General features: G+C 39.9%; 21 protein-coding genes. 8 read left to right on the top strand and 13 right to left on the bottom strand.

Annotated elements, in window-relative coordinates; all coding sequences use genetic code 11:
- The first annotated feature begins 215 nt into the window (after nucleotides 1–215).
- Together H6G73_RS17965 and H6G73_RS17970 are read left to right on the top strand one after the other, a co-directional pair.
- On the top strand, nucleotides 216–650 hold the full coding sequence (locus tag H6G73_RS17965) for an NfeD family protein (RefSeq protein ID WP_190606964.1): 435 nt from the start codon (nucleotides 216–218) through the stop codon (nucleotides 648–650).
- 46 nt (nucleotides 651–696) lie between these two features.
- Complete coding sequence (locus tag H6G73_RS17970; protein WP_190606966.1) at nucleotides 697–1,683, top strand: SPFH domain-containing protein; 987 nt, start codon at nucleotides 697–699, stop codon at nucleotides 1,681–1,683.
- Nucleotides 1,684–1,788: 105 nt separating this feature from the next.
- Here the strand turns inward: H6G73_RS17970 and H6G73_RS17975 are convergent, their stop codons facing one another.
- Nucleotides 1,789–2,187 (bottom strand): Fur family transcriptional regulator, encoded by a 399-nt coding sequence (locus H6G73_RS17975; protein WP_190606968.1) that lies wholly within the window; start codon nucleotides 2,185–2,187, stop codon nucleotides 1,789–1,791.
- A gap of 118 nt (nucleotides 2,188–2,305) precedes the next feature.
- On the opposite strand from H6G73_RS17975, the gene purS reads away from it, so the two are divergent.
- From purS to H6G73_RS18000, 5 genes are all read left to right on the top strand, one after another.
- Nucleotides 2,306–2,584, top strand: coding sequence for a phosphoribosylformylglycinamidine synthase subunit PurS (gene purS / locus H6G73_RS17980; RefSeq protein WP_190606970.1), 279 nt, complete (start codon nucleotides 2,306–2,308; stop codon nucleotides 2,582–2,584).
- Nucleotides 2,585–2,716: 132 nt separating this feature from the next.
- The gene (gene purQ / locus H6G73_RS17985; protein WP_190606972.1) at nucleotides 2,717–3,391 is read left to right on the top strand and encodes a phosphoribosylformylglycinamidine synthase subunit PurQ; all 675 of its coding nucleotides are present in this window, start codon (nucleotides 2,717–2,719) and stop codon (nucleotides 3,389–3,391) included.
- 220 nt (nucleotides 3,392–3,611) lie between these two features.
- The gene (locus H6G73_RS17990; RefSeq protein WP_190606974.1) at nucleotides 3,612–5,546 is read left to right on the top strand and encodes a hypothetical protein; all 1,935 of its coding nucleotides are present in this window, start codon (nucleotides 3,612–3,614) and stop codon (nucleotides 5,544–5,546) included.
- Between the two features lie 205 nt (nucleotides 5,547–5,751).
- Nucleotides 5,752–7,275, top strand: coding sequence for an ATP-binding response regulator (locus tag H6G73_RS17995; RefSeq protein WP_190606977.1), 1,524 nt, complete (start codon nucleotides 5,752–5,754; stop codon nucleotides 7,273–7,275).
- A gap of 214 nt (nucleotides 7,276–7,489) precedes the next feature.
- Nucleotides 7,490–7,867, top strand: a complete 378-nt coding sequence (locus H6G73_RS18000; protein ID WP_190606979.1) for a response regulator — start codon at nucleotides 7,490–7,492, stop codon at nucleotides 7,865–7,867.
- Between the two features lie 22 nt (nucleotides 7,868–7,889).
- Here the strand turns inward: H6G73_RS18000 and H6G73_RS18005 are convergent, their stop codons facing one another.
- From H6G73_RS18005 to H6G73_RS18060, 12 genes are all read right to left on the bottom strand, one after another.
- The gene (locus H6G73_RS18005; protein ID WP_190606981.1) at nucleotides 7,890–8,633 is read right to left on the bottom strand and encodes a tetratricopeptide repeat protein; all 744 of its coding nucleotides are present in this window, start codon (nucleotides 8,631–8,633) and stop codon (nucleotides 7,890–7,892) included.
- 194 nt (nucleotides 8,634–8,827) lie between these two features.
- Nucleotides 8,828–9,859, bottom strand: a complete 1,032-nt coding sequence (locus H6G73_RS18010; RefSeq protein WP_190606983.1) for a hypothetical protein — start codon at nucleotides 9,857–9,859, stop codon at nucleotides 8,828–8,830.
- 10 nt (nucleotides 9,860–9,869) lie between these two features.
- Nucleotides 9,870–10,115 (bottom strand): hypothetical protein, encoded by a 246-nt coding sequence (locus H6G73_RS18015; RefSeq protein WP_190606984.1) that lies wholly within the window; start codon nucleotides 10,113–10,115, stop codon nucleotides 9,870–9,872.
- Nucleotides 10,116–11,381: 1,266 nt separating this feature from the next.
- Nucleotides 11,382–11,846 carry an Hsp20/alpha crystallin family protein gene (locus H6G73_RS18020; RefSeq protein WP_190606986.1) on the bottom strand — a complete coding sequence of 155 codons (465 nt, stop codon included), beginning with the start codon at nucleotides 11,844–11,846 and terminating at the stop codon, nucleotides 11,382–11,384.
- Nucleotides 11,847–12,177: 331 nt separating this feature from the next.
- The gene (gene lpxD / locus H6G73_RS18025) at nucleotides 12,178–13,230 is read right to left on the bottom strand and encodes a UDP-3-O-(3-hydroxymyristoyl)glucosamine N-acyltransferase (RefSeq protein ID WP_190606988.1); all 1,053 of its coding nucleotides are present in this window, start codon (nucleotides 13,228–13,230) and stop codon (nucleotides 12,178–12,180) included.
- 270 nt (nucleotides 13,231–13,500) lie between these two features.
- Nucleotides 13,501–14,733 carry a BaiN/RdsA family NAD(P)/FAD-dependent oxidoreductase gene (locus H6G73_RS18030; RefSeq protein WP_190606990.1) on the bottom strand — a complete coding sequence of 411 codons (1,233 nt, stop codon included), beginning with the start codon at nucleotides 14,731–14,733 and terminating at the stop codon, nucleotides 13,501–13,503.
- A 138-nt stretch (nucleotides 14,734–14,871) separates the two neighbouring features.
- Nucleotides 14,872–15,036, bottom strand: a complete 165-nt coding sequence (rd, locus tag H6G73_RS18035; protein WP_190606992.1) for a rubredoxin — start codon at nucleotides 15,034–15,036, stop codon at nucleotides 14,872–14,874.
- Between the two features lie 25 nt (nucleotides 15,037–15,061).
- Entirely contained in the window at nucleotides 15,062–15,256 is a 195-nt protein-coding gene (locus tag H6G73_RS18040; protein ID WP_190606994.1) for a hypothetical protein, read from the bottom strand.
- Nucleotides 15,257–15,316: 60 nt separating this feature from the next.
- On the bottom strand, nucleotides 15,317–15,898 hold the full coding sequence (rdgB, locus tag H6G73_RS18045) for an RdgB/HAM1 family non-canonical purine NTP pyrophosphatase (protein WP_190606996.1): 582 nt from the start codon (nucleotides 15,896–15,898) through the stop codon (nucleotides 15,317–15,319).
- Between the two features lie 314 nt (nucleotides 15,899–16,212).
- Entirely contained in the window at nucleotides 16,213–17,655 is a 1,443-nt protein-coding gene (locus H6G73_RS18050) for a phosphoglucomutase/phosphomannomutase family protein (protein ID WP_190606997.1), read from the bottom strand.
- A gap of 72 nt (nucleotides 17,656–17,727) precedes the next feature.
- Nucleotides 17,728–18,378, bottom strand: a complete 651-nt coding sequence (purN, locus tag H6G73_RS18055; protein ID WP_190607044.1) for a phosphoribosylglycinamide formyltransferase — start codon at nucleotides 18,376–18,378, stop codon at nucleotides 17,728–17,730.
- A 5-nt stretch (nucleotides 18,379–18,383) separates the two neighbouring features.
- A complete protein-coding gene (locus H6G73_RS18060; RefSeq protein ID WP_190606999.1) occupies nucleotides 18,384–19,382 on the bottom strand; it encodes a type IV pilin-like G/H family protein in 999 nt (332 codons plus the stop codon).
- An 8-nt stretch (nucleotides 19,383–19,390) separates the two neighbouring features.
- On the opposite strand from H6G73_RS18060, the gene H6G73_RS18065 reads away from it, so the two are divergent.
- Complete coding sequence (locus H6G73_RS18065) at nucleotides 19,391–20,278, top strand: carbohydrate ABC transporter permease (RefSeq protein ID WP_190607001.1); 888 nt, start codon at nucleotides 19,391–19,393, stop codon at nucleotides 20,276–20,278.
- Nucleotides 20,279–20,287 lie beyond the last annotated feature (9 nt).

Below are 20,287 nucleotides of genomic sequence, written 5' to 3' on the forward strand. Positions count from 1 at the left end.
AAAGTTTATATCTTAAAAAAAATTAACTCGTAAATTTCAATTAACTTTGGCGGTCACTGCACAGAAGGGCGGAATAGACTGGATTTTATATACCTGTAACTTTAAATTTTGACCTTATGCCATCAGAATCAATTTATTTTTTGTAAATCAAAAGAGTCTAATTGTATCTAATCGTAGAAATGCCTTCATGTAAATGTAGTGTCTAAGGTGACGCTATGCCAAGTTATACCTCTATTTGGCTTCTGGCAGGTTCAGTTCTGTGTTTAATGGAACTTTTCTTCCCCTCGGCTTTTGTGGCTTTCATGATGGGGATTAGTGCCTTTGTGATTGCTGTACTGTCCATGGTGGGTTTAGTCAATACCTGGTGGCAGGTATTGCTATGGCTATTGCTTTCTTCCCTATTGGTTGTGTTGTCTCGACGCTTTCTGCAACCGCGACGGCGTAAATCCAAGATTCAGGATGCAGTTATGGCGGAAACTTTAACGGAAATTCCCACAGGACAAGTTGGTCGAGTTTTATACGAAGGAAATTCTTGGCGGGCAAAATGTGATGATGACAAACTCAGCTTACCCGCAAATCAAAGAGTGTATGTGGTGAGAAGGGAGGGAACCACTTTAATTGTCATGCCAGAAAATTTACTGCATAGCTAAGTAATATCAACAAGAAAAACTGGAAGATTTTCAGGAAAATAAATATATGGAACAGTTTTTATTACTAGTGTTTTTAGCCTTGGGTGGTTCTGCCGTAGCTGGTTCTGTCCGGGTTGTTAATCAAGGGAACGAAGCCTTGGTGGAACGATTGGGGAGTTATAACCAAAAGTTAGTTCCTGGTCTCAATTTTGTCTTCCCTTTCATTGATAAGGTGGTATATCAAGAGACGATTCGGGAAAAGGTGTTAGATATTCCGCCCCAAAAGTGCATTACCCGTGACAATGTGGGAATTGAAGTGGATGCGGTCGTTTATTGGCGGATTGTGGATATGGAGAAGGCTTGGTATAAAGTTGAAAATCTCCAATCAGCAATGGTAAATTTGGTTTTGACTCAAATTCGCTCGGAAATGGGTCAATTAGAGTTAGATGAAACCTTTACTGCCCGGGCCCAAATCAATGAATTGTTGTTGCGAGATTTAGATATTGCTACTGACCCTTGGGGTGTAAAAGTAACCAGAGTGGAGTTACGGGATATTATTCCTTCTCAAGCGGTGCGGGAGTCGATGGAGTTGCAAATGTCTGCTGAAAGACGCAGAAGGGCAGCGATTTTGACTTCAGAGGGCGATCGCGAAGCTGCGGTAAATAGTGCCAAGGGTAAGGCTGATGCTCAAGTTTTGGAAGCGGAAGCGAGACAAAAATCTTTAATTTTGCAAGCGGAAGCAGAACAAAAAGCCATTGTCATGAAAGCCCAAGCTGAACGTCAGCAACAGGTTTTGAAAGCACAGGCTATTGCTGAGTCAGCGGAGATTATTGCCCAAAGAATGAAGGCCAACCCAGAGGCACACAAAGCTTTAGAAGTGCTGTTTGCGTTGGGTTATCTGGATATGGGGGCAACAATTGGTAGGAGTGATAGTAGCAAGGTGATGTTTATCGATCCACGCAGCATTCCCGCTACTCTAGAGGGTATCCGTTCTATTGTCTCTGATGCACCTACAGATTCTCACCCTCTTTTTCAAAAAGACATTTCTAGCTGATATGGCAGGTAACAGGTGACGGGTGACAGTGCCAAAAGCCTTTGGCTGTCTAATGTTTTAGTGTTAGTTAATGTCCTCACCACTCTGTCCATTGCTATATTCTCCCTACTGATTCACTTCTTGATGAAGTTGACATGTGTTACACAGTCCAAAAAATTCGAGGGTGTGGTAGAACACTTTAAATTTGTGGGTAGATTCTAATTGGTGTTCTAGATCATGGACAGGACATTGATTAATGGGGATGGAAAGTCCACATTGGAGGCATGTGAGGTGATGTTTATCTTGCTGTGCTAGGCTATAGAGGGCTTCACCATTGGCCAAAGTCCGCATTTGTACCATACCTTCGAGTTTTAGGGCTTCTAGGGAGCGATAAACTGTGGCTAAACCCATGCTTTGATTGCGACTACGTAGTTCTACATAAATATCCTGGGCAGAAATGCCTTGCTTGAGGTTTTTCAATAAAGTTAAAATTCGCTCTTGACTGCGGGTACGTATGGCTCTCATAGACTGTTTTTGTTAAATTGGCATATTTTCGGGGCAGATATAGCTGCTCTGTGATCATATTTTCACTCAGTTGGAACAGAAAGTTATAGTATAGCGATCGCAGCATTCAGCAAAAGCCGTGCAAAGGAAGTATCTAGCCAAAATTTTCGTCACCCTCCGTCCTTCAGTTTTAGACCCTGCTGGTGTGGCTGTCCAATCTGGCCTCAAACAAATGGGTTATGGTAACGTTGAGCAAGTGAGAATCGGGAAGTACATGGAATTAACTCTCACTGCACCTGACGAGACAAAAGCCCGTAATGATTTGAATCAAATATGTGACCAAATGTTAGCAAATCCAGTGATTGAAAATTATCGCTTTGATTTGATTGAGGTGGAAACCCAAACGGGGGTGTTCTGAAGTAGGTAATTGATGATTGATGATTGGTAATGGGGGTAAAGAAGGGAAAAGGGTTAATTCCAGTTTCTTTCTCACCCTCTCTCTTTCATCACATAGCACTGACAATGACAACTGACAATTGACAAACAAACAATGAAATTTGGGGTTTTAGTTTTTCCTGGCTCTAATTGCGATCGCGACGTTGCTTATGTCACCAGAGATTTACTCTCACAGCCAACCCGGATGGTTTGGCATCAGGACACGGACATTAGCGATATTGACGTGGTAATTATTCCTGGTGGGTTTAGTTATGGGGATTATTTGCGTTGTGGAGCGATCGCTCGCTTTTCTCCTGTGATGCGTGAGGTGATTGCCCATGCCCAACGGGGTAAGTTGGTTCTCGGTATTTGCAATGGTTTTCAGGTACTAACGGAAGCTGGTTTGTTACCGGGAATCTTGGCTAGAAATCAAAATTTGCACTTTATTTGCGATCGCGTCCCCCTCAAGGTTGAGCGTAATAATTTACCTTGGACTCAAGGATACACAGTCGGGGAAATTATCACCTTACCTATTGCCCACGGAGAGGGCCGATTTTATACTGATAAATCGACTTTAGCACAACTTGAAGATAACGGGCAAGTTTTATTCCGTTACCAAGGTGAAAACCCCAATGGTTCCCTCAATTATATTGCCGGAATTTGTAACATTCAGGGCAATGTTTTAGGCATGATGCCACATCCAGAAAGAGCTGCAGACAGTGCTTTAGGTAATAGTGATGGTTTAAGATTATTCAAGGGAATATTAGAGCAAGTACCAGCCTTAGCTTAATAGTAAATCGGCTTTTTTAGCATTGTAAATCACAAACAATAACTAATTTCTCTAGTCCGCCTATGCGGACTTTGTTTTTATTGATGATATTAGTCGCAATTTCTCGTCCAGAGCGTAGTAATAACTACGATAAAGTTTCTATAGATTTGTTATTTTCTCAATAGAATATACCAATAGCGAGAGAATTTGTAATAGCTGCGGTCATGAGATTAATCAGCAAATGTCAAATGTATATAAATTGAAAGAATTTCGTCACTGGATACAAGCATTTGAATATTGGCTATTACAGAACGAAAATGATGTTAAAGACTTGTTGATATTGCCACTTTTTCAATATTTAGGATATCCAGATCGTTGTCGGCGTGAAAATTACCGATCACAGTTTAATATAGACGAATATTTACAAGATACAGAAATAGAATATATTTATTTCAATACTAATGATATCGCTTATCAAAATGAAAATAGTTCTTTAGTGATTGTTGCCACGGAACATCCGAACAATCAGAGATTTAATGCGGCTATAGAAAAGTCTCAAGTTTATCTTACTAGTATAAAGCCATTGTTTTTGATGATGACTAATGGCTACCATCTCAAAGTTTTTCAATGCTTGAGATATCGACGGGAAGAGTTAATTTTTGATTTAACCATAGAGTCATTCCGCAACAGTGAAATAGCGGCTGATTTTTACGATAAATTAAATTTTTCATCAATTAAAAACATTAAGAAAAATGCCGACAATAATTTTAATCATCCAAATTATATTTTTTTGGAAAAATCTCTGCGACGATATCCCAAACTACAATCATTGTTAGAAACAAGTGATTTTAAACCTACAACCTGGCAAGAAGACAACCGTCTCGTCGTGATTAAGCCCAAGGTATTAATTGATTGTCAATTACCTCAAGCCTTTGGTGAAGGTAATTGTGTGATTGAGTTTAGTAGTAATATTTTACGGGGATTAAAAATTCATTTAAGCCACGAAGAGATTTTAAGTAGTTTAATGGTTGGCTTAAAAACCAGACCGGAATGGGGATGTCGTTATTTTATTCAGCCTCTCGATGAGAATACGTTTGCAGCTACTTTAGGACAAACAAGTTTAGTTATTTCTGAGTTGGAAGCGACGGATTTATGTTTATGTGTTGATGCTATTTGTCATCAATATCAAAAATCGATGATTGAAGCTGAGAATAGCTTAGAAACATGGGCTTTTCCATTGATGAAATTCGATCATGTTCGTGGCTTACATCTTTTTTCTATTGAGCAACGTTTATGGGAATTAATGCAAAATTTCGCCCATGAATTTAATTATGCTCAAGGTAAATCAGAATGGCATATTTTTAATGAAGAAGGACATTCTATTCGGATTAGTCGAGGCATTCACGATCATGCGTTTATCTTACCAAAAGCTAGCAGCAGTTTATCTTTATTACCCCATAGCCGCATTCATATTTTATATGCCATCAATGATGTGCATCTAAAATCTTTAGAACGAGGTAAAGTCAATTCATGGCAACAAAATATCGGGTCTAGAGGGACTTGGACAGCTAAATATACTCAACATTGGTTATTAGAGAAATTTATTCCCTATGTTGTGAATTACTATTCTCAGCAGCTACAAGTGTCGGAGGTGGAATTACTGGCAAAAATTATCAATTTGCATGTTGAGCGACAACCAATCACAAACATTGATCAAATTAGAGATTTTTTACCGTATTTACGAGATATTCAAGATTGGTTAAACCATTCTCGGAAAAATATCGCCTCTTTTCTTTTACGAGGATATTATCAAGCATTTATCGAATTGGTAAGAAATACTGATGCGTCAATCCTGGGTATAGATTATATTAACGGCATTTTACAAACTATAGCCTGGAACAACATACAAGTACCAGGAGTAATAGTTGACAGTAATTTTCAGCCTGGTAATTTTAAAGATGCTTGGAATTATTTACACGCGCAATTTATAAAAATCAAAAATTACCAATATGAAAGTAGCTATCAAGCCGATTTAATGACGCGCATATTTATCTGGTTAATTGACTATGGAAAAATAAATTATTCCCAGGTGCAACTGAATCATGCTAAACAAGCACTACTGCCATTATGGGAATTAAGTAGGTTTGAAATGCGTCATGTTTATTCATATCGATGATGAATATGGGTCAGTAATTTCTATCATCATCTCTAATAATCTGGTGTTAAAATTTCCTAAATATAGTAATGGACAGAGCAGTTAGGACATTAACTAAGGCTAAAACTTAGACAAACAAAAGCTTTTAGAACTGTCACCTGTTAACTGTCACCTGCTATAGATGGTGATATGTCTATTTAAAAATTTTGTTTTTCTTGATGTATAAATGTCTAATCATCAAATCAGTTCTCCCAAAGCCGATATTTTAGTTATTGATGATACACCTGAAAATCTGAATTTACTAGCAGCAATGCTGAAAACCCAAGGCTATAAGGTGCGGAGTGTAACTAAAGGTTCTACCGGTTTAAGGGGTGCTTTAGCTGCACCTCCTGATTTGATTTTATTAGATGTGAATATGCCAGAAATGAATGGTTATGAAGTCTGTCAGCAGTTGAAAAATTATGACCAAACTCGTGAAATTCCGGTGATTTTTATTAGTGCTTTGGGTGATGTCCTAGATAAGGTCAAAGCATTTGCCATGGGAGGTGTGGACTACATCACCAAACCTTTTCAGGTGGAGGAAGTGTTAGCAAGGATTGAAAACCACCTGACAATTCGCAGATTACAACAACAGTTACAAAACCAAAATCTCCTGTTACAGCAGGAAATCTATGAACGGTCTAAGGCAGAAGAAAAGTTTACTAAAGTTTTTCGTTCTAGTCCTAATCCCATCATCATTATTACTTTACAGGAAGGACGAATTATAGACATTAATCCTAGTTTTCTCAAAATGAGTGGTTATAGATTAGAGGATTTGATTGGACACCAAGCTTTAGAGTTAAATTGGGGGAAGGATTCACAAACTATTGCTCACGCTATTTCTAGCTTGCCAGAAGTTGGCTCTATATACAATCAAGAATTTGAATTTTTGACGAAATATGGTGATATCAAAATTATTTTGCTTTCTATAGAATTAATTGAATTATCAGGATTGGTGTGTGGTTTATTAATTGCCAATGACATTACAGAAAGAAAACGTTTAGAAAATGAATTTATTTCTCTAGTGAGTCATGAACTGCGTACACCTCTGACCTCAATTATGGGGGCAATGGATTTGTTAGAAACTCAACAATTGGGAACTCTAACAGAACAGGGAAAAAAGGTGATGAAAATTGCCAGTAGCAATACGGAAAGACTGATTAGACTGGTGAATGATATTCTCGATTTAGAGCGGATGAAAGCGGGAAAAATTGTGATGCGTAAGGTCAAGTATAATGCCGCTGATCTAATGATCAACGCGACAGATGCTATGCAAGCAATGGCAGATCAGTTACAAATCAAGTTAGTTGTTCATCCTCTCCCTGTAACTCTGTGGTGTGACCCAGACAGATTGTTACAAACTTTAATTAATTTACTCAATAACGCAATTAAATTTTCCCAACCTGGTGATCAGATTTGGTTGAGTGCAACTTTAACAGCACAACCAGATGAAACTTTATCTCACACATCTTCTCAATCCCTACTACTAACTATTCAAGACCAAGGTCGAGGTATTCCAGAGGATAAACTACAGACTATTTTTGAGCCTTTTCAACAGGTGGATGCTTCTGATTCCCGGCAAAAAGGAGGGACAGGTTTGGGGTTAGCCATTTGTCGTAATATTGTGCAGCAACATCAGGGAAAAATTTGGGTGCAGAGCAAATTGGGTGAAGGTAGTATTTTTTATGTGCTTTTACCTTTAATTAAGTAATATTATATGATTTGATATGATTTTTACTGATTAAAGTCATTCATGACTTGCTGTTGATCAGTTGTTATATCTCCCCTAGTTCTCCCCTTTTGTTTTTTATAATTTTTCAAATTTATATGTAATGTTATGTTTGGTCAATTTTGAGGAGGAGATTAAATCCATACTCTTGCTGAACTGTTAACAAGTTTAAAATGTGAATTTTAATTGAGGTATCATGAGCCGAACTATTTTGATCGTAGATGATGAAGAGGATGTGCGAGCGATCGCTACATTGGGGATAGAAATGAGTTCTGGATGGGAAGTATTGACCGCTAGTTCTGGTCAGGAAGCTGTGGATGAAGCAACTCAACATCGACCAGATATCATTTTGCTAGATATGATGATGCCTGATATGGATGGACGGGAAACTCTCCAGCAGTTAAAGGCTAATCCCGTGACTGAACAAATTCCTGTGATTTTAGTCACTGCTAAATTCCAGCAATCTGATCAAGATGTTTTTACTAATTTACCAGTTGCGGCTATTTTATCTAAACCCTTCCGTCCGTTAAAACTAGCTGAACAAATCCGATCTATCTTAGGTTGGGTGCCTTAAGAGCGGAATCTTGGTAATCTCCTCACTGAATCAGTGTTTGAAATCTTTCGTTCTTACGAACCTTGTCAAAATCTGGATCAGTTTTGGCCAGTTGACGATATTTATCGGGAAAGATTTCAATAGCTTTTTGCAGATTTTCTAGAGTTAATTCAATGTTGTTTTGCAAAGCATAATTACAGGCTTTGTTGTAGTATGCCTGATGCAAATTTGGTTTAATGCTGATGGCTTGATTATAGGAAGCTAGAGCTTCTTTATAGCGCTGTAATTTGGTGAGAGCGATACCACGATTAATCCAAGCTTCAAACTTGTCAGACTGAATAGCTATAGCTTCGTCATAGGCTTTGACAGCTTCCTCATAGCGACGCAAAGCAGTGAGAACATTACCCCGATTATACCAAGCTTCATCTTTGTTGGGGCGCAGAGCGATCGCTTTATCATAGGACGCTAAGGCTTCTTCGTATCTTTGTAACCCAGTTAAGGCGTTACCACGATTGACCCAAATTTCTTCCGTATCAGCTTTGAGGGTAATGGCTTGATCATACGCAGCCAAAGCTTCTAAATAACGCTGAGAATCTAATAAATTATTGCCTTGTAATAATAAACTTTCCGCTTTCTGCTTATCTTGAACTTCTGTTAATAGTTGAGAAACGTTACTTTCTTGTACTACTTGCTTGGCGTTTTCTGTTGACGAATTGGCCAAGCCACCACACCCGAAGGAAAATACAGCAATAAAGCCAGAAACAATCAAGCAGCGCCAAACAACCATGCTGCACCTACAAAACTCATACTGATGATGCTAAAACTGATTGAGGTTAAAAAAGCGTATCCAAATCAACGAATTGCTGGGAATAGTGTTTATTTTTGCAGAAATAATTTTTTTAATTTTGGGAATTATACCATAATTTGTTGCCATTGAAAATGCCCATTTGGGAGGGTGCGTGAGTAACGCACCATTGGGGTTTAAACTGGGATGATTTTTCTTGCGTCCCAGGTATATAAGCCTATTTGGTCAGGAACTCTAGAGAATCTGCCAATGCGATGACCTCTAGATAGTTCATTCAAAACTTTGTTTTTGACTTCTCTGAGATCCTCAGCATCTAGTTCACCATAGATACCATTTACGACTTGGTTAACGCTGAAAACTTGCCCCTGATGCTGTTCTAAAAAAGAGGTGATGGCATCAATTAAAAACAGTCCATCAAACTGTCTGACCATGGGTACTACCCTAGTTTTTAGGGGTAGGAAGGCTTTTTTCTTTTTCGGTTGAATACTTTTAGGTACTCTGGTAGTGGATGGTGCTAATAAGCTTAAATCCAGGGTATAACAACCCGGTTCATTGGGAATAGCAGACCAATAACCTCTTTCTCGTCCCTGAGTCAAGGATGACTGGACTCTACCTTTGACAATTTTGAACAGGGTAGATTCTAGTTCACCATAGAGCGATCGCACAATAAAATCTATATGGCAAACTGTACCCGTATATTCTTGCAATAGTCTTCTAATGGCATCCATCCTCCGCAAGGCTTGATACTGGGGTAGCATAGGGACTTCGGCCCCTTTAATGAAAGGATGATGAATCTCTCTGTCTGGGGAGGGAGTAGAGATAGCAACTACCGCTGCTGTGTCATTTTGGTCTTCATCAGCGGGTGCTAGTTGCTGGGAATTTGCAAGTTCCAACTCTGAAGACTCCAACAACTCAAAGTCAGAATCATCATGACCCAACTCAGAACCGTCATCAGACGAAAGAAAAAAGAGTGAATCTTGTTGTCTAGCACCGATAGTTTGATTAGTAGTGTGAAGAGGTGAAAGCTGATTATCCTCGTTAGCAAAAGACCAAGTTGATAATAAAGCTTCTACATGATCTAGTTGCGATCGCGCTTCAATGAATAAACGTTGATACTCTTGAGTTAGACCTGCATAATAGTCTCTTAATTCCAACAAAGGCGTAATAAATACGTCCGGGGGGGGTTTGAGTTGTCCGTTAGCATTCATGGCAGTTAAATTAACCTAAATCAGAATCACTTTTGTAAGTCATTGGTCGGGGTTTTGCCTTACTAGATCCTTGTGTCGATTTCTTTGGTGGTTGGGGTGGACGACAGCTTTCGCAATACAACGGTCGAGGCCCGAAAGTTTCACGTTTAGTTGCTTGATTACACTCTTTACAGACAAAATTGAAAACACGAGTGTGAATCAGTCGTTGATGCGCTCTTACAGTATATTCCCGAACATCAATTAGTTTTGTGGCCATAGTTTAGGAATGATAATTTCTGTTTTCTTAATATAGCTATTCAAGCAAATGAAACTGTATCAGTGTATGTTTTAGTGCAAATTTTCTGAAAATTCTGAGCCAGAATCTTTCAGATAAGTTGACAGCGATAGCTTTGGAGACACTTTTGTTTTACTTGCTGAAAGTAGAAAATTTGATCACAAGATTCTCTATAAACTCATGTTCAACCTATAGCTTGTGATCCGCTTTTGTCAGCATCTATCTGTAGGATTATTCATCTGATTCAATACATTATCTTAGGAGTATTTTTTTACATTCTGCACTTGGACAGAGTGGATGTTGATTAATAGTTATACCATTAAGGCTTTGTGATGTGATAGGGAGACTATTGCCCGCAAATTCTGATACATATTACCTTCTCTCAGGGTTGAGCATTGCTCAAACCCTACTACAGTATTCGTATCATCATGACAGTGAAACGGTATGAAGTTGAATCACAGCTGTTCCTATCTCAATTCTCTCCATCCTGGTATCCCCATGATTGACCAAATTGCTATTCTGAATATGTATGTGCAAATATGACAAATAAGTGTCGCATTTTTACATATATTCCGATAGTGACCAAGTTGTGCTCAATAATAAGCAGCAAAGCCATCAAATCATAGGATAGCTTTGCCCCTATATTGTATTTTCTCTCTGATGGGGTATGATGTTCAATTTGGTCTTTTTGCTTATTCATCACCTGGAACAACAAGAGACCTAGCAGAGGACTTTTAATTTTTGCTATTTATCTTGTGAAATTGCGCCTATTCATCTCTCTGTTGATAGTCTTCTTCGCTAAAAATTACCATATCAACAAGAGTAGCTTTTTCTTCGCATTTTCTGATACCAAAAATCTTGATGTCACCGCACATTTGTTAAAAACATTACACCATTTTTTATGTAATAAGAGTAGATAATAGTGGTCAAGATTCCCACCCTACAAGATTTTTACCATTTATATCTGTACGTCATTTTCTGGCACTATGCTGTATCATATTTGTAGATTGGGTTAAGGAAAAAATCCAAAATTTACATTTTCTCAGGTTGTTTTGGGTTTCCCTTAGTTCAACCCAATCTACAGGGATAAATTTTATGGTCAGTCATCACCCGAACTTGATGTTAGAGGTTGAATAACTTTGATTTATTCCCCTATTAGTGTTAGAGACGTTCTATCAGAACGTCTCTGAAAAATTATTCATTCAACAACCAGCAATACAAGTTACTACTGACTTGTGATACCCATAACTAGCCAATATTCACCTTGATTGCTTTCCGTCTTTCTGCTTCGGCTTTTGGTAGAGTGAGAGTCAAAATTCCGTCTTTGTATTCAGCTTGTACCTGCTCATTTTGAACTTCTACAGGTAAAGGAATTACTCGTTGAAATCTACCATAACGAAATTCTGACCGAGTGTAACCATCTTGTTCAGTTTTAGTTTCTGATTTCCGTTCACCACTGATGGAAACTGAGTCAGTTGTGACTTCAACATTAATATCTTTAGGTTCTAAACCAGGAATTTCCAATCTCAAATGGAGTTCATGATCAGTTTCTGCCAATTCAGCAGCAGGAACGAAACTAAATTTTTCGCTGTCCCCATTCGGTGGTATTAATCTACCAAAAAGACGATTCATTTGTCTTTGCAGATTATCCATTTCAGCAAATGGTTCTAAGCGTTCAATGTCCCGGAATGGTTCCCAACGAATGAGTGCCATAACTATCTCCTTCTCAATGGGGAATTGAGTTTGGGGATGCTCAATCTTAAGCTTCTATTCTGTCAAGCGACATGACGCTTGCTATATTCAATCTTTATTCATTTGAAGCTTAATCTTTAGCTTCCTAATTATAAAATAACATTCACTTTAGGTAGTAGTAGGTTCGGTTTGATGAATCAGAACATCGCAATAGCCGTACCTCCTATCCAAACTGTTTCAGTGTCTATTTTTATTTCCTCATCAGGGAGGAAATGTGGAAAATTTATCAATCAGAGTATCAGTGAAGGATGAAAATCCTCCACTAATTACAATACTCAAGGTGAATGATGATTCAATCTTTCTTAAGTGCGAATTGACGTTGTACTTGTTTGACAACTTGATAAATTTCTGGCAATCGATTGTGGATTGCCGCTATTTTCAGATAAAGTTTGTAAGGAATAGCTGGACTACCAGAAACAATCTCTCCCGGTGCAACATCGCTGTGAATTCCAGTTTGAGCAGATGCGATCGCACCATCCCCAATTTTCACCTGATTAGCAATACCTGTCTGTCCAGCTAAAGTGACTCGATTGCCAACTTTCACCCCTCCGGCCATTCCTGCTTGACCGGCAATTACACAACCCGAACCAATTTGACACCCGTGGCCGATTTGCACTAAATTATCGATTTTCGTATTACTTCCCACTCTGGTTTCTCCCACTGCGGGACGGTCGATAGCACTATTACAACCAACTTCTACCCCATCTTCTAACACGGTGTACCCTGATTGCTCCATTTTTAGCCATCCCGTACGGGTAGGAACAAAACCAAAACCTTCTGCACCAATCACAGCACCACTGTGTACGACGCAATCTGCACCAATGCGGCTACGTTCATGAATTGTGCAGTTAGAGTGTAAGGTAGTGCGATCGCCTATTTTAGCTTCTGGATAAATTACGACATTGGGATGAATAATGGCACCATCACCAATTTCTACATTTTGTTGAACCACTACATGGGGGCCAATATAAACATCACTCCCAACCTTAGCTGTGGGATGAATTACCGCACTGGGATGAATTTCTGGGGAAGGACGATAGGGTTGATAAAATAGAGCGATCGCTTTGGCAAATACTAATCTTGGTTCTGGGGTCGCTAACCACACTATCCCTCTTTGCGTGGCCAGACTCTGTAGTTGCTCATCTGCTGGTAAAATCAAAGCACTTGCAGCCGTAGAATTCACCATAGCTGCAAATTTTGACCCTTCAATATAACTAATTTCACCACGTCCCGCTTCATCGATGGCTGCAACTCCAGTGATGTCTGGATCTAATCCTGGGTTAGTGGTGAGACTATGAACTTTAGCTGCATCACCTAATTTATTAACAATTTCGCTGAATAGCATGATTGAGTTTTGAGCATCAGATGTTGATGACCATTATCATGCCTCATACCAATTAAAAATGAAAAACTGTAGCAGCATAAATATTTTTGGCGTTGCTGATGAATGGGATGATTTTTGTTTCGCGCAAAGTCGCAAAGTCGCAAAGAATCTAGGTGTACCTTTGGCTAATAATCTCAATTCATCCCGTATTTTTTGTTGCACGCAGAGAAGAAAACACAAACAAGGGCTTTCAAGTCAAATTTGCCTGATTATTTATGCACATGAATATTACTACTTGCCCAGATCCTGCCCTGCTAAATAGGCTGTAGTCCAAGCACTTTGGAAGTTAAAGCCCCCGGTAATGCCATCAATATCTAATACTTCTCCAGCAAAGTATAAGCCAGGGACTAAGCGACTGGCCATGGTTTTAAAGTTGACTTCTTTGAGCTTAATTCCTCCACAGGTGACAAATTCTTCTTTAAATACACCTTTGCCGGAGATGAGATATTGACCTTGGATGATTTCTTGATGGAGAAGATGCAAGGCTTTGTTAGAAATTTCTGCCCAATGGGTATCTGGTGGGATATCTGCACGATTGACCAAATATTGCCACAGACGATGGGGTAAGTTCACACCACGATGTAAGGCGATCGCTTTTTTGCCCCATTCTTGTTTTACACTTAAAAGGTTTTGTTTGACTTCCTCTTGTTGCAGATTTGGCAACCAATTTATGTATAGTTTGCACTGATAATGATTTTCTCGCAGCATTCTCGCACCCCAAGCAGAAAGCTTCAACACTGCTGGGCCGCTTACACCCCAATGGGTAATTAACAAAGGGCCTGTTTGTTGTAATTGTGGCTGATTAGGAATAGATAATCGTAAATAAACAGGATCTACACTAATTCCTGCCAGAGATCGCAATTGTGGTTCTGCAATATTAAAAGTAAATAGAGAGGGAACAGGAGTTTCTATTTGATGCCCTAATTCCTGAGCAATTTTATAACCGATCGCACTACTACCTGTGGCAAGAAGGAGGCGATCGCATTCTATGGTTTCTCCTGATTTGAGAAAGATTGCAAATCCTGGTGCTGTGGATTGTCGCTTAACTGCAACTACTGGGTTACCAATTCGCACATCTACCCCTGCTTGGGATGCAGCTTTAATTAAACATTCGACGATAGTTTCCGACCTGTCTGTAATCGGGAACATCCGACCGTCAGCTTCAGTTTTTAACTTCACTCCACGGGATGCAAACCAAGCAACTGTGTCCTGGGGTTGAAAGCGAGTAAAAGCCCCTCTGAGTGCTTTGCCACCTCTGGGATAATTTTGGACTAATTCTTCTGGAGAAAAACAAGCATGGGTGACATTACAGCGTCCACCACCAGAAATGAGAACTTTTGCTAGGGGTTGGCGACTGGCTTCGATTAAGGTAACTTGGGCTTGGGGATTAGCTTCTGCACAGGATATCGCCCCAAAGAATCCTGCGGCCCCTCCACCAATAACAACTACTGTAATTTGTGGCAATTTGAATCTTGTTTAAATAATAGGTAGATGATGTAATCAACAATAGTTTTGTCTGCTCACTTGTGAAAGCAAGGAAAAGATTGAACCTGAAAACTTTGATGAAATAATACTTTGCCAATCTGTAATTTTGAATTAGTATTAGCTTTCTTCTAGTTCAAATTCATCTTTTGTTGCCCCACAAACTGGACAAAACCAACTTTCGGGAATATCTTCAAAGGCTGTTCCTGGTTCAATATTATTTTCTGGGTCTCCTTGTTCTGGGTCGTATTCATAACCACAAATAGTACATATATATTTTTCCATATCTTGCCCCTGGTAATCAATTCAACTACAGTCGCCACCAAGTCCTTTGAGCATAGCTAATCATGGCCAGTGCGATCGCCCCCAAGAATAATAATAAAATTATGCCTCCAGGTATAAAAGTTAAAATTTCCAAGCCTCTCATAATGAAGATGGCTATAGCTATACCTAGCAGCATTCCAAAAATTTGAGTTATCTTACGATTGAGGGAGGACTGACTCACAATTATTTTCCTCTTAGCTAGACAAAGGGTATGGGCAGCAAGGGCTAATTAACACCCCAATCATAGCTCTAAAATTTTGATTAATCGAGGTACTAAATCTTTCAAAGCCTTACCGCGATGACTGATGGATTTCTTTTCACTTGGTGTCATCTCTGCAAAGGTCAATTGCTTCTCTGGGACATAAAACACAGGGTCATAACCAAAACCCCCTTCTCCACGAGGGGCATCCAAAATTTCCCCGCGACAAATACCCTCAGATTGAATGATTATCTCACCTTGGGGATTGGCTACAGCGATCGCACAGACAAATTGTGCTTGACGATTTTCTGAAGTTCCCAGTTCTTTTAATAACCTAGCAATGCGTTCAGCATCACTATTGCCGTAACGGGCAGAATAGACACCAGGGGCACCATTTAGTTCATCTACCCCTAAACCAGAATCATCAGCGATCGCCCAATTCCCTGTAGCTTTTGCCACCTGAGAAGCCTTTAAAGCCGCATTTTCCGCAAAGGTTATTCCTGTTTCTTCCACATCTAAATCTTCTGGCTTCAAGGTTAATTCCCACCCTGAATCAGCTAGATAAGCTTGCATTTCTCGCAACTTACCGGGATTACCTGTAGCAACTACTAGTAATTTGGTCATAGTCAATTAAAATTTACTCAAAATTTGGATTGTTTAGTGGCAAGCGTGAGGAAAGAAACCCAACATCATCAATGCTTTGGTTGGGTCATGGTCTTGTAGAGACGTTCCATCAAACATCTCTACATTGTTTAGTGGATAAGTTGATGATATAGCAACGGACAGGGCGGTTAGGACAAGGGAAGGGGGACAAGGAAGACAAGGACGAATATCTTCTTTTTTCTCCTCTACTCCCCCCTCTCCTCTACTCCCCCCTCTCCTCTACTCCCCCTCTATTTCTGTCACCTGTCACCTGTCACCTGCTATACTTCTTCCTCCTAGTTTGCCTCTGCCCAAGTTTTAGCCCAAGCCAGAGTTTCATGTACTTGTTCTATGGTGGGTGCTTCACAGTAGAGTCGTAATACTGGTTCAGTGCCACTAAACCGAATCATTAACCAACTTTGATCAGCGAGGCGGAATTTGTAACCATCTATGGTCTGACAATCAATAACGGCTTTTCCGGCAATTTCTTGTAAAGGTTGACTTTGCAGTTGTGCTAATAGTTTTCCCCTGACTTCCATACTAGCTAGGGGTAAATCTATGCGATCGTAGGAAGAGATAAAGTTGGTTTGTTGTTGTAGGTAGCGATAATAATCACCTAAATCAAGACCTGATTCCACAATGGCTTCTAATACGTACAGTGCCGAGAGGAGGGCATCCCGTTCGGGAATATGGCTACCATAGCCAATACCGCCAGATTCTTCTCCACCCAGTAATACTTCTGTAGCTAACATGCGGTCAGCAATATATTTGTAACCAACTGCGGTTTCATGCACTGCTAGATGATGTAAGGCAGCTACAAGGGGTATCAAGTCGGAACCACTCACTGTTTTGACTATTTCACCTTGGAAGTTACGACGACGGGTGAGGTGGTCAATTAAGATGGGAATGAGAATTTGAGAACTGAGGAAATTAGCATCTTGGTCTACAGCCGCAATGCGATCGCAGTCCCCATCAAATACTAATCCGACTGTTAAATCTGATTGACTAGTTTGGCGATGATTTTTAATAACTGCAAATAACTGGGATAGATACTTGGGTAGAGGTTCCGGCGCACCACCACCAAATAAAGGGTCGCGATCGCTATTAATTTCTTTAACTTGTTCGCCTAATAATCTCCCTAAACCGCTAGCTGCCGCACCGTGCATCACATCTACAAATAAGGTGAGTCTACCAGAGGCGATCGCTTGCTGAATTTTGCTAATATCAACTTTTCCTTCCAAAGCACGGCAATAACTCGGCCAAGGATCGAATTTCTCTACTTTTCCGGGGGTTGGGGCGGGTGCAACTCCTGTGGCTAATAATGTTTCAATTTCTTTGGTTACTTCTGGAGGCACAGAACCACCAAAGGCACTCTTGACTTTTAACCCCAAATATGAACCAGGATTATGACTGGCAGTAATCACTAAAGCACCCAAGGCATTGAGTTCTTTAGCTGCCCAACTATAAGCGGGAGTGGGGGCAAAAGTTTCGCTAAATAGTACATCAAACCCAACAGCCGTGACAGCATCTGCGACCACGCGGGCAAACTCTTCTGCCATAAAGCGGCGATCGTAACCGACAATAATGGTACGGCTACCCACCGTAGGGAAATAGGTATTGTGTAATACTTGGGCTGCTACTGGCGCTACTAGGGCTAGGCGTTCAAAGGTGAAGTCATCACCAATGACACCCCGCCAGCCATCTGTACCAAACTTGATCGGGTTAGCTACAACTGGCATGGAGATATCCTAAAATTTCTAACTGTGGATTTTAGCATTGATGCAAAATCATACAATGATTTCATTATCTATTTATTTCTGTGCAGCGAGAGCGATCGCTAAAGGTAAAATCCGGTGTTCCTGCACCTGAATTCTCCCATGCAATGTTTCTGGTGTATCATCTGGCAAAACTGGTACAGCCGCTTGCATCAAAATCGGGCCACTATCCATTTCTAGACACAATAGATGCACCGTACAACCAGTGATTTTGACTCCCGCTTCTAAGGCTTGTTCTACAGCCCGCACACCTTTAAAACTAGGCAATAAACTAGGGTGAATATTAATCATTTTGTTGGGAAAAGCATCAATCAGTACCTGGGACACCAACCGCATCCACCCTGCCATAATTACCCATTCCACCTCGTATTGATGTAATGTCTGCACAATTTGGCGGTCAAATTCTTCCCGACTTGGATAATCACGGTGATTTAACAACACAGACTCAACACCACGATTTTTTGCTCTTACCGCCGCCTTAGCCGAAGGATTATTGTAGATTAAAACTTGGATTTGGGCATTGAGTTTACCATCCTCAATTGCTTGGGCCACAACTTCAAAATTACTACCATTACCAGAAGCCATAATCCCCAATTTCACAGGTGCCCTTGATGAAGCATCAACCAGGGAAATGTGAGGAGAAATTAAACTAGCCGTATTAATTAGGGAATCTTCACTCATAAACATCACAATTACTTTAACAAAATCGAACCAGCCGGACATTTAATTTGCTGTGCAGCCGTTTTGGGTATCTTTGGTGGTGCTGGTGCTTTAGTTGCAGGTTTAACAGTTTCACAAATATTCGTTTGTGTCAGGAGTTCTCCTTGATTATTCTGCACAAACACAATGCCTGTATAACTTTTCATGCCTGGTTTTTTCGCCGTTGCTGTATGAATCACACTACGAGTTCTTCTGCCTATAGAGATGCGATAACGGTAATTTTCATCTTCTGATTTCATCTCCATTTCTAATTGGTCAATAGTGCGAGCAAATTTATTAAATTTTAAATAGTGGGATTGTTGAGCGCGATTCATTGCCTCAATCTTTTCTTGACCTATACTGACTGATTTACTAGATTGACTGGCAGTTTTAGCATCATATAAATTCACATTAGTAGGTAATTTAGCTTCATCAGAAATTTTTTTGAATAGAGAAGCTTGAGCAGAAAAATCTTTTGGTCTAGCATTACCAGGGTCAGTACCATCAATTTGTAACTTCAGTTGACCATCTGCCGTAAAAGCAAAAATAGTCTGGACAGGTTGGGCATAATCAGGCACAGTCACATCAATTTGCATAGGTTGAGTTTGAGTATCAATCCGATATTCAAATGGCACTGCTAACGAACTTTCTTTTTCATCAACAATTAAAAACATTTTCCCTTCAGGAGCAAAAATTAAATTCATTTTCACAGGTAATGAAGGGTCTTGAATTTGCCACTGACCAAGCAACTTTTGTTGAACCGTCTCCACTGAAGAAACAGCAGGTTGAGATACAGTAGATGTTGGTGCTGTATCTGGTTGAGCAAAGACGTAGGGATTCATCGCTAAAGGCATTGCTAAAACTAAACTAGCAGTTAGCAACTTAGCGCAACGTAGTTTGTCAAAACAAGGTAAAATTTGCATCATGTAGCGATTCCATTCTATTAACAGCATCTTAGCAGTACCTAATACTAAAGCTACATTCCAGTACAAACAATTTTATGAAAAAAACTCACGATTTTCATTGGCAATGGTTAGATGATGATAGCTTTGCAGCTTGGATTTTTCTCACTCCAGCAGCGATTTTGTTAGGCTTATTTGTTATTTGGCCAATCACCTATTTGTTTTATCTGAGTTTCACCGCAGGTAGTTTTACTTCTACAGGTACTCATTGGGTCGGTTTAAAAAATTACTGGCGGTTGCTCGTCAATGCGGATTTTTGGCAAGTCTTATTCAATACTATTTACTTTACGCTGGGAAGTATCATCCCCAGTTTAGTTATACCCTTGGGATTAGCAGTTTTATTGAATCGTTCCCTAGCTTTCCGGGGAGTTTTACGTAGTGCCTATTTTCTTCCTTCTATTATCTCCCTTGTGGCTGCCGGTTTAGGATTTCGCTGGTTATTTCAAACTACTGGGCCAGTGAATGGTTTGTTAAGTTTCTTGACTATTCCTCCTATTCCTTGGTTAGGAGATACTTTCTGGGCCATGCCAGTTCTAATTTTATTTAGTATTTGGAAACAAATCGGCTTCAACATGGTTGTATTTCTGGCTGGGTTACAAGCCATTTCTCCCAGTCGTTACGAAGCTGCGGAATTAGATGGTGCCAATTCTTGGCAACAATTTCGCCATATCACCATCCCAGGACTAAAACCTACTTTAATCTTTGCCACGGTCACCACAGCTATATTTACATTGAGAAGCTTTGAGCCTGTGTATATTATCACTGGTGGCGGCCCCTTGAATGCTACTAATTTATTGGTTTATTACACTTACCAAGAAGCCTTTAGTCAATTTGATTTTGGCTATGCTGCCGCAGTTGCTAGCGTACTCTTGGTTGTGACTTTGCTATTAGTTTATTTACAATTAAGAACTTGGGGAGAGGAGTAATATGGGAGA

It is taken from the genome of Richelia sinica FACHB-800 (genome assembly GCF_014698825.1).
Taxonomy (GTDB): Bacteria; Cyanobacteriota; Cyanobacteriia; order Cyanobacteriales; family Nostocaceae; genus FACHB-800.

Excerpts from the sequence above, each read along its gene's own strand:
- H6G73_RS18015 (WP_190606984.1), bottom strand. The coding sequence starts at position 10,115 with ATGGCCACAAAACTAATTGATGTTCGGGAATATACTGTAAGAGCGCAT.
- H6G73_RS18005 (WP_190606981.1), bottom strand. The coding sequence starts at position 8,633 with ATGGTTGTTTGGCGCTGCTTGATTGTTTCTGGCTTTATTGCTGTATTT.
- H6G73_RS17970 (WP_190606966.1), top strand. The coding sequence starts at position 697 with ATGGAACAGTTTTTATTACTAGTGTTTTTAGCCTTGGGTGGTTCTGCC.
- H6G73_RS17975 (WP_190606968.1), bottom strand. The coding sequence starts at position 2,187 with ATGAGAGCCATACGTACCCGCAGTCAAGAGCGAATTTTAACTTTATTG.
- H6G73_RS18010 (WP_190606983.1), bottom strand. The coding sequence starts at position 9,859 with ATGAATGCTAACGGACAACTCAAACCCCCCCCGGACGTATTTATTACG.
- purQ (WP_190606972.1), top strand. The coding sequence starts at position 2,717 with ATGAAATTTGGGGTTTTAGTTTTTCCTGGCTCTAATTGCGATCGCGAC.
- H6G73_RS17990 (WP_190606974.1), top strand. The coding sequence starts at position 3,612 with ATGTCAAATGTATATAAATTGAAAGAATTTCGTCACTGGATACAAGCA.
- H6G73_RS18000 (WP_190606979.1), top strand. The coding sequence starts at position 7,490 with ATGAGCCGAACTATTTTGATCGTAGATGATGAAGAGGATGTGCGAGCG.
- H6G73_RS18020 (WP_190606986.1), bottom strand. The coding sequence starts at position 11,846 with ATGGCACTCATTCGTTGGGAACCATTCCGGGACATTGAACGCTTAGAA.
- H6G73_RS17995 (WP_190606977.1), top strand. The coding sequence starts at position 5,752 with ATGTCTAATCATCAAATCAGTTCTCCCAAAGCCGATATTTTAGTTATT.
- H6G73_RS18065 (WP_190607001.1), top strand. The coding sequence starts at position 19,391 with ATGAAAAAAACTCACGATTTTCATTGGCAATGGTTAGATGATGATAGC.
- rd (WP_190606992.1), bottom strand. The coding sequence starts at position 15,036 with ATGGAAAAATATATATGTACTATTTGTGGTTATGAATACGACCCAGAA.
- purN (WP_190607044.1), bottom strand. The coding sequence starts at position 18,378 with ATGTTTATGAGTGAAGATTCCCTAATTAATACGGCTAGTTTAATTTCT.
- H6G73_RS17965 (WP_190606964.1), top strand. The coding sequence starts at position 216 with ATGCCAAGTTATACCTCTATTTGGCTTCTGGCAGGTTCAGTTCTGTGT.
- H6G73_RS18050 (WP_190606997.1), bottom strand. The coding sequence starts at position 17,655 with ATGCCAGTTGTAGCTAACCCGATCAAGTTTGGTACAGATGGCTGGCGG.
- lpxD (WP_190606988.1), bottom strand. The coding sequence starts at position 13,230 with ATGCTATTCAGCGAAATTGTTAATAAATTAGGTGATGCAGCTAAAGTT.
- rdgB (WP_190606996.1), bottom strand. The coding sequence starts at position 15,898 with ATGACCAAATTACTAGTAGTTGCTACAGGTAATCCCGGTAAGTTGCGA.